Source organism: Thermoactinomyces sp. CICC 10522 (assembly GCF_016055075.1).
Classification (GTDB): domain Bacteria; phylum Bacillota; class Bacilli; order Thermoactinomycetales; family Thermoactinomycetaceae; genus Thermoactinomyces_A; species Thermoactinomyces_A daqus.
In genome coordinates this window covers 26,665-33,827 of record NZ_JAECVY010000019.1, presented here as the reverse complement: position 1 = coordinate 33,827, position 7,163 = coordinate 26,665, and the positions used below count along the sequence as shown (strand labels likewise).

Genomic DNA, 7,163 nt, shown 5'->3' with positions numbered 1-7,163 from the left:
CTGCATATTAAATTTCCTTTATCTGTTTATTCCCCTGAAATATACAACCCCTAGCCCTTTTCTCATGAAAAGAGCCAGGGGTTTGTCATCAGCCTCAGAAGATATTTTCTTCCTCTACTATGATGAATTGCTGAAATTAATGGAAAAACCGCAGGATTCTTCAGGATTGATTGCAGAGCGCAAAGCGGAATTTGCAAGGAACCAAAATCGGATCATTCCGACCCATTTCGGCAAACCTTCGCCTGAATTGTTGTCCAATCCGCAAATTGCCCAAGTCCATGGTTTGCGCAATGTGGAAGAAAAAGATGAAGGCCGGGAACTCAAAGGGTTTGCCGCATCTCCGGGCACTTTTACCGGCAAGGTGAGGGTGATCCGCAGTGAAGCAGAGTTTGGCAGACTGAAAAAAGGGGAAATCCTTGTCTGCAAAACGACAACGCCGACATGGACCATCCTCTTTACGGTGGCGGCGGCTGTTGTCACCGATGCAGGGGGCATCCTCTCCCATTCGGGAATCATTGCCCGTGAATACAACCTGCCTGCTGTCGTCGGTACCCGGAACGCGACCTCAAAGCTGAAAGACGGCGATACGGTCACCGTTGACGGAAGCAGCGGGACGGTGACGATCCATGACTAAGGGCAAGGAACTCCTTTTAATTGTATCGTTGTTGGTGGGGACGATTTTGGTCCCCATCAATTCCACCATGATCGCCGTCGGTTTGTCGGCCATCTCCGCCTTTTTTCATGAGAGTTTAACCTCCATCTCCTGGGTGGTCACCATTTACCTGATCGTTATGGCCGTGACCCAGCCGATCGCCGGGAAGCTGGGTGATCTCTACGGTAACCGCCGCATCTACATGTGGGGACTCGCCCTGTTGTTCTTCGGTTCCATCGCCTGTGCCTTTTCGTTCAACCTGCCCTGGCTGATCGCTTTCCGATCGATTCAGGCAATCGGTGGCGCACTGGCCACTCCAAATGCCAGCGCCATCATTCGCCATGCCGTATCCAAAGAGCGCATGGCCAAAGTGTTCGGGCTGTTTGGAATGGGCATGGGGCTGGGGGCGGCGATCGGACCGTTGCTGGGTTCCACCCTGATCAGCTTGTGGGGGTGGAAGTCGATTTTCTGGGTCAATGTGCCTTTTCTCATCTTCGCCATCGCCACCACATGGTTCGTTCTGCCGAAAAGCGAGGTGCGCAAAAAAGCAGAACTCGACTGGCCCGGTTCCCTTTATCTGGCCGTCAGTTTTGCCATGTTGATTTTGCTGACTCATCCGCAAACGGTTCCGGGCTATATCGTGCTGGGGGTTCTGTTCGCCATCTTCGCCGCTTTATTCGTATATCGGGAGCTGCATGCCCCCTATCCTTTGATTCAGTTTTCACTGTTTAAAGACAGCACGTTCACCAGTGCCAATCTTTCCATTTTGCTCAGCAATTTTGTGATGTACGCCACTTTATTGGCCATGCCCCTCATTCTGGAATCCCACTACCACCTCTCAACCCAGAAGGTGGGACTGGTCATGTTTGTTTTCTCCATTTCCATGTCTGCCGCGGGATGGATCGGCGGACAGCTGACAGCCCGGTGGGGGAACCGCAAGATGATCGCACTGACCTTTGCAATCTCCGTGTTTGCCAGCGCGCTTTATTGGTTCCTTCATCTATCAACGTCAATCCCTTATCTCCTCTTCGCCTTGATCGCGGGGGGATTGGCCGGCGGACTCGGCAACTCCGCCATGCAGACGGCATCTCTGCAATCGGTGAGCAAAGAATTGTCGGGGACGGCCTCAGGCATTTTTTCCACGTTCCGTTATTTTGGCAGTATGATATCATCGACTCTGGTCAGTCTGTTGGTGGGCCAAGCATCATTGTTCGTCATTTTGCTGGCAGTATCGGCAGCAGGGATTTTCATTTCCAGAGGCATCAAGTTGGAATGGGAATCCAAACCGGCAACCCGGCTGGAGGCAAAATAACGGGAATTTCCCTGAATTACACTTAAGAAAGGGTGAAGCAGGTTGCCTGACTTTCGTCAATCATCAACAAGGCAGAAAACGCTGCTTCGCCCCACCACACGCGATAATTGAAAAAAACAAACTTTCACGGAAAGGAGCAAAAGATGGAAGCTGTAGCCAAACAATTGGAACCCGCAAAAAAAGAGCATAAAAAACTGCCCTTTGCCAACATGGTAAAGCGGATTATCTTGATTTTGGCAGGCGCTGCTCTTGTCTCTGTCGGATTGGAAATTTTTCTGGTGCCCAACCACGTCATTGACGGCGGGATTACCGGCATCTCGATTATTCTGTCACACCTCACCGGACTTAATTTGGGTGTTTTGCTCTTCACTCTCAATCTTCCGTTTTTCTTTCTCGGCTATAAACAAATCGGAAAAACGTTTGCCATTTCCACGTTAATCGGCGTCGTCGCAATGTCAGTCGGAACCAACCTGCTTCATCCCGTTCCCGGACTGACCAAAGATCCGTTGCTGGCCGCGGTATTCGGAGGAATCATCCTCGGAGCCGGTGTGGGCATGGTGATCCGCTATGGCGGCTCTTTGGACGGGACGGAAATTCTGGCTATTTTATTCAACAAGCGAATTCCACTGTCTGTCGGCCAAACAGTGATGTTCTTCAACCTGTTCATTCTCGGGAGCGCCGGATTCGTCTTCGGGTGGGACCGGGCGATGTACTCCTTGATGGCTTATTTTATCGCCTTCAAAACGATTGACATTACCATTGAAGGCTTTAATGAAACCAAATCGGTCTGGATTATCAGCGACTATCCGGAAGAGCTGGGAAAAGTGATTTTATACCGGCTGGGGAGGGGGGTCACTTATTTGAGCGGCGAGGGAGCCTATACAGGCGATGCGAAAAAAGTGATCTTCTGTGTGATCTCCCGTCTGGAAGAGGCGAAACTGAAATCGATTGTGGAAGAAATTGATCCCCAGGCATTCCTGGCGATCGGCAATATCCACGACATCCAGGGCGGTCGCTTCAAGAAACGGGATATTCACTGAGGTTACCGCCATCGCCTCTTCTTCCCGGGGGCTCTGCATCCATTTGCATGCCGGACATTCTCTGATCTCCAAGGAGTTGATTTCCCATGAAACGATCCGCTTATCTCGAACGGATCGGGATCAAAGCCGTAAAACATCCTGACCGGGCATTCCTGTCGCTTCTTCAGGAGAATCATCTGCTACACGTTCCCTTTGAAAACCTGGACATCCCGCTGAACCGACCCATTCGCATATCTTTGCCCGCTTTTTACAAAAAGATCGTGGAACAACGTCGCGGCGGTTTTTGCTATGAACTGAACGGCTTGTTTGACTGGCTGCTGCGGGAGTGCGGATTTGTCACCTCACGGATCTCTGCGCGCGTGCGGAATCCGGACGGTTCTTATGGCCGGGAATTCGATCATTTGACTCTGCTGGTTCATCTGGATCAGCCCTATTTAGTCGATGTCGGCTTCGGGAACAGCTGCCGGCTTCCGCTCCCGCTCACTGGTGAGGAAGTGGAAGACATCAGCGGCCGGTACCGCATCATTCCCGACCAAATCCGGGATCACTATCTCCTGCAAAGACAGGAGAATGGCGATTGGTCCACACAGTTCCGGTTTACGACCCAGTCGTATGAGCTGGACGCATTCACCGAGATGTGCGAATACCATCAAACTTCGCCCTCTTCCAATTTCACACAGAGAGCGATGTGCACCATTGCCACCAGGGACGGACGAATCACCCTCACTTCCAACTTTTTGACGATCACCCGGAACGGACAGCAACAAAAGTTTCCCATCTCGTCCCGGCAACAGTTTGATGAAGAGCTCCTGCGTTATTTCGGCATCCGGGTATGAGTCTCATATCTGACCACATACCCGGATCATGATCGATTTCCTTCCCGGCGCAACTCTTCCCTGACTTCCATCAAAATCTGCCCGAGCATATTTTTGCCGCTTCCGTCTGCTCCGCAACCCCAATAATAATCAACGGGTGAATTTTCCACAATCTCCCGGTTGCCGGTGGAGAGCAAAATCGCCCGAATGTCATGATGGCTTTTAAACTTTTGCAACACCGCTTTTCGCATCACTTCATCTTTCACCAATTCCCAATCTTGGCGCAGGGGCAGACGGCGATCCCGGCCCATGGTCACAGCGTCCTTCGGGCTTTTTATCAGGCGAATCTTCTCTTCATAGGGGGTTCCCGCAAACTTTTGCGCTTGAAAATAATGTTCACTGGTGGGCCACCATTTTCCGTCCAGCATGAAACCATGCGCCGAAAAATTGGAGAAACAACCATATGGTTCATTCACTCTATAAAAATAAATGGTCACCGAGGTTCACCTTCCTGCCCGTAAATATTCCCAATCAATAAAAATCTAGAATTATATCATAACATAATTTTTTAAATAGATATACACTTCCATCTCCTCTTTCCCATCGCCTGTCAACCAAAAAACACCCCCTTCAATCAGTTTTCCAGGGCGTGTCCGGTGAATGACGATCCGTCCGAATTCATCGGCTCTGCTGTCCAAATATGACTTATCCTCCTCCGGTTCAACTACGCTCAAAAAGGGACGGACTTCTCCTCTGGGGTGTTATCTTAAACCTTATGAATCACGCAATCATAAATTATGGTAAATCCACTCGAAAGGGGAGAGAAAATGGCTACTTTTTATGAAGCACTGATACACAAAAACAGACTTGCCCCCATGATCATGAAACGGCCCGAAGTAATAGGAATCGGAATAGGATACGCCAATCCGAAGGTTCCCTCCCAAGGTGCTTGTCTCAATCTATATACCTGCAAAAACTTATCCGCCTCCATTCACTCTTCGTTGCAATCAGCAATAATGAAAGCGATCAGAAAAAATTCCGCCGTGCCTGTGCGAATCATTCAAAGAGGACGCTGCACCACACATCATCCACGATTTCGCAAATCATCCGCCCTCCCGAGTTGGCAAAGCCGCCTTCGTCCCGTGCCCGGGGGAGCCAGTATTGGCAATGCCGATGGGACAGGGACAGCCGGAGTGATAGTATCCGCGTTTTCCAAATACCCCCAACTGTATATTTTGAGTAATAATCATGTTCTCACTCACTACAATACCAATCAGTTCAGTGAAACGATTCAGCCGGGACCTTCCGATGGCGGGAAGCTCAGAAGGGATCGGATCGGACGAGCATTTTTATATGTTCCTTTCAATCGAAACGGGGTAAATTATATCGATGCTGCCCTCTCCATTCCGGATCGCAATGATCTCCTGGACCCCAGATACCTTTCGGGAGAATCAGGTCAGCGAATGGCATTGCCGGGCCATCTGATCAGTTATAAAGTGGGGGAACGCTTTAAAAAAACAGGGAGAACGTCGGGGATGGTCAGGGGAATCGTTGAGTCGATCCATACCGATATCAAAGTGCTCTACTATCTGCCTGAGGAAACCACATTTTATTACCGCAACCAAACGATTGTTACCGGGAGCAAACCCAGCGCTCTTCCGGGTGATTCCGGTTCTGTCTGGCTGCGGGATCGGGACAACTTTGCTGCCGCGGTCCTTTTGGCCGGAACGGACGATGGAATCATGTCCGTCAATTACCCAATTCACTGGGCTGTCCAGGCTTTAAAAATCAGAATCGCCCGTCCTTCAGGCCTGGGGAAAGCAACAAGCCCCCCTCCCAATCATAACTTTGCCTACGTTCAACCTCTCAACCCCGTGGAATTGGAGCAGATTCGTGTGCTGAAAGTAAAAGATCGGGGCATTCCATCGTCTCTACCAATCCGGAGAGCCTAAAAAAATAGAATTGGTTTTTGGCACAAACTATCATCCTCTTTTCTTCATATCATAGAGTGTAAATTTCAAAAGGAGTGATGAGATGTTGAAAAAATTATCCGCAGAAAGCAAAGCTGTTCCGAAGAGAAAATTGAGAGCGGCACAAGGGACGGTTGCGAATCCGACGGGTGTCTACACCTCTGATGACGGCGGCCGTTATTATGTCCGGCAAATCGGGAACACCATTTGGTGGGCTGGACTGGGGAACGGAGGAACTGGAGATAACTTTACGAATGTCTTTCGCGGAACCCGAACCGGAAACGTCGTCAGCGGAACCTGGGTCGATGTTCCGCGGGGAACAAACACCGGGTCTGGTACCTTAAGTTTCCAAATCAGCTTGGATCCGACTACACAGAGAGTCACCTTTACCAGAAGATCGGCAACGGGCGGATTCGGCGCAACCTTCTGGCAATTTGACATTCCGCAGGGATTAAGACGACCGGCAAGAAGAAGAGTCAAAAGAAAAAGATAAACGGCTTTCTCAGAAAGATGCCCGTGTACTGCGGGCATCTTTTCCGTTTTCAAGCAAGACTTCCACACCAGGAAATCAGCAGAGTTATTCATTTATTCGTTCATATTTGTGCCAAAAAACAGAAATGGTCGTTTGGTACAAACCATCATTCTCTTTTTTCATACGATAAATTGACTTTGAAAAAAGGGAGTGATTCCATGTCCACAAGCAGTTTGATTGCCGGAAACAAACTGATTCCCAAGAAAAAAGTGAGAGCAGCACAAGGGACCATCTCCAATCCGACGGGTGTGTACGATTGTGATGATGGCGGCCGTTATTATGTCCGGCAAATCGGGAACACCATTTGGTGGACTGGACTGGGAAATGCCGGAGATGGGGATAACTTTACGAATGTGTTTCGCGGAATCCGAAGCGGCAACGTCGTAAGAGGAACCTGGGTCGATGTCCCACGGGGGGTGACCAGAGGGTCCGGCAACTTAAGTTTCCAAATCAGTGTGGATCCCACCACGCAGAGAGTCACCTTTACCAGAAGATCGGCAACGGGCGGATTCGGCGGCACTTTTTGGCAGTTTGACATTCCGCGGGGATTGCGAAAACCGGCGAGAAAAGGGGTCAAGAAGAAAAAATAACCGGCAGAAAAAAGCAAGACCCGTCATCAAACGGGTCTGCTTCTTTGCTAACTCCTAAAACAGGAATATGTCGGGTGCTGATACTTCTATTCCGCTCCAGGAACCCCCGGCCAAAAGTTACCGCAGAAAGCACCCATCCCCTTCTGTTTCGGTTCCTGCCGGCTTTTTCAAAGCGCTCCCCGATTTGCCGGCAGCTTTCCCATCTGATCAGCGGGCATTTTTTATGCCGACGGATTCAGCTGATCACATACA

At 50.0% G+C, this 7,163-nt stretch carries 9 protein-coding genes; 7 read left to right on the top strand and 2 right to left on the bottom strand.

Annotation, left to right across the window (positions count from 1 at the left end; genetic code table 11):
* The 4 genes from I8U18_RS15835 to I8U18_RS15820 all read left to right on the top strand — a co-directional run.
* On the top strand, positions 1-634 hold a 634-nt coding region (locus I8U18_RS15835; RefSeq protein WP_255518427.1), incomplete at its 5' end, for a PEP-utilizing enzyme.
* A complete protein-coding gene (locus tag I8U18_RS15830; protein WP_033101227.1) occupies positions 627-1,964 on the top strand; it encodes an MFS transporter in 1,338 nt (445 codons plus the stop codon). The genes I8U18_RS15835 and I8U18_RS15830, both read left to right, overlap by 8 nt.
* Positions 1,965-2,107: 143 nt before the next feature.
* Positions 2,108-3,004, top strand: coding sequence for a YitT family protein (locus tag I8U18_RS15825; protein WP_033101226.1), 897 nt, complete (start codon positions 2,108-2,110; stop codon positions 3,002-3,004).
* Between the two features lie 86 nt (positions 3,005-3,090).
* The gene (locus I8U18_RS15820; RefSeq protein WP_033101225.1) at positions 3,091-3,840 is read left to right on the top strand and encodes an arylamine N-acetyltransferase family protein; all 750 of its coding nucleotides are present in this window, start codon (positions 3,091-3,093) and stop codon (positions 3,838-3,840) included.
* 26 nt (positions 3,841-3,866) lie between these two features.
* On the opposite strand, the gene I8U18_RS15815 is transcribed toward I8U18_RS15820, so the two are convergent.
* Positions 3,867-4,316 (bottom strand): riboflavin biosynthesis intermediates N-glycosidase, encoded by a 450-nt coding sequence (locus I8U18_RS15815; RefSeq protein ID WP_198059347.1) that lies wholly within the window; start codon positions 4,314-4,316, stop codon positions 3,867-3,869.
* Positions 4,317-4,367: 51 nt separating this feature from the next.
* Complete coding sequence (locus I8U18_RS15810) at positions 4,368-4,553, bottom strand: hypothetical protein (RefSeq protein WP_152568559.1); 186 nt, start codon at positions 4,551-4,553, stop codon at positions 4,368-4,370.
* 93 nt (positions 4,554-4,646) lie between these two features.
* On the opposite strand from I8U18_RS15810, the gene I8U18_RS15805 reads away from it, so the two are divergent.
* From I8U18_RS15805 to I8U18_RS15795, 3 genes are all read left to right on the top strand, one after another.
* Entirely contained in the window at positions 4,647-5,771 is a 1,125-nt protein-coding gene (locus tag I8U18_RS15805) for a hypothetical protein (protein ID WP_198065028.1), read from the top strand.
* 82 nt (positions 5,772-5,853) lie between these two features.
* The gene (locus I8U18_RS15800; protein ID WP_052154238.1) at positions 5,854-6,282 is read left to right on the top strand and encodes a hypothetical protein; all 429 of its coding nucleotides are present in this window, start codon (positions 5,854-5,856) and stop codon (positions 6,280-6,282) included.
* 197 nt (positions 6,283-6,479) lie between these two features.
* Positions 6,480-6,911, top strand: coding sequence for a hypothetical protein (locus tag I8U18_RS15795; protein ID WP_152568557.1), 432 nt, complete (start codon positions 6,480-6,482; stop codon positions 6,909-6,911).
* Positions 6,912-7,163 lie beyond the last annotated feature (252 nt).

Bases quoted from the DNA above. Each gene is read 5' to 3' on its own strand.
- I8U18_RS15795 (WP_152568557.1), top strand. From the start codon at position 6,480: ATGTCCACAAGCAGTTTGATTGCCGGAAACAAACTGATTCCCAAGAAA.
- I8U18_RS15830 (WP_033101227.1), top strand. From the start codon at position 627: ATGACTAAGGGCAAGGAACTCCTTTTAATTGTATCGTTGTTGGTGGGG.
- I8U18_RS15825 (WP_033101226.1), top strand. From the start codon at position 2,108: ATGGAAGCTGTAGCCAAACAATTGGAACCCGCAAAAAAAGAGCATAAA.
- I8U18_RS15805 (WP_198065028.1), top strand. From the start codon at position 4,647: ATGGCTACTTTTTATGAAGCACTGATACACAAAAACAGACTTGCCCCC.
- I8U18_RS15820 (WP_033101225.1), top strand. From the start codon at position 3,091: ATGAAACGATCCGCTTATCTCGAACGGATCGGGATCAAAGCCGTAAAA.
- I8U18_RS15800 (WP_052154238.1), top strand. From the start codon at position 5,854: ATGTTGAAAAAATTATCCGCAGAAAGCAAAGCTGTTCCGAAGAGAAAA.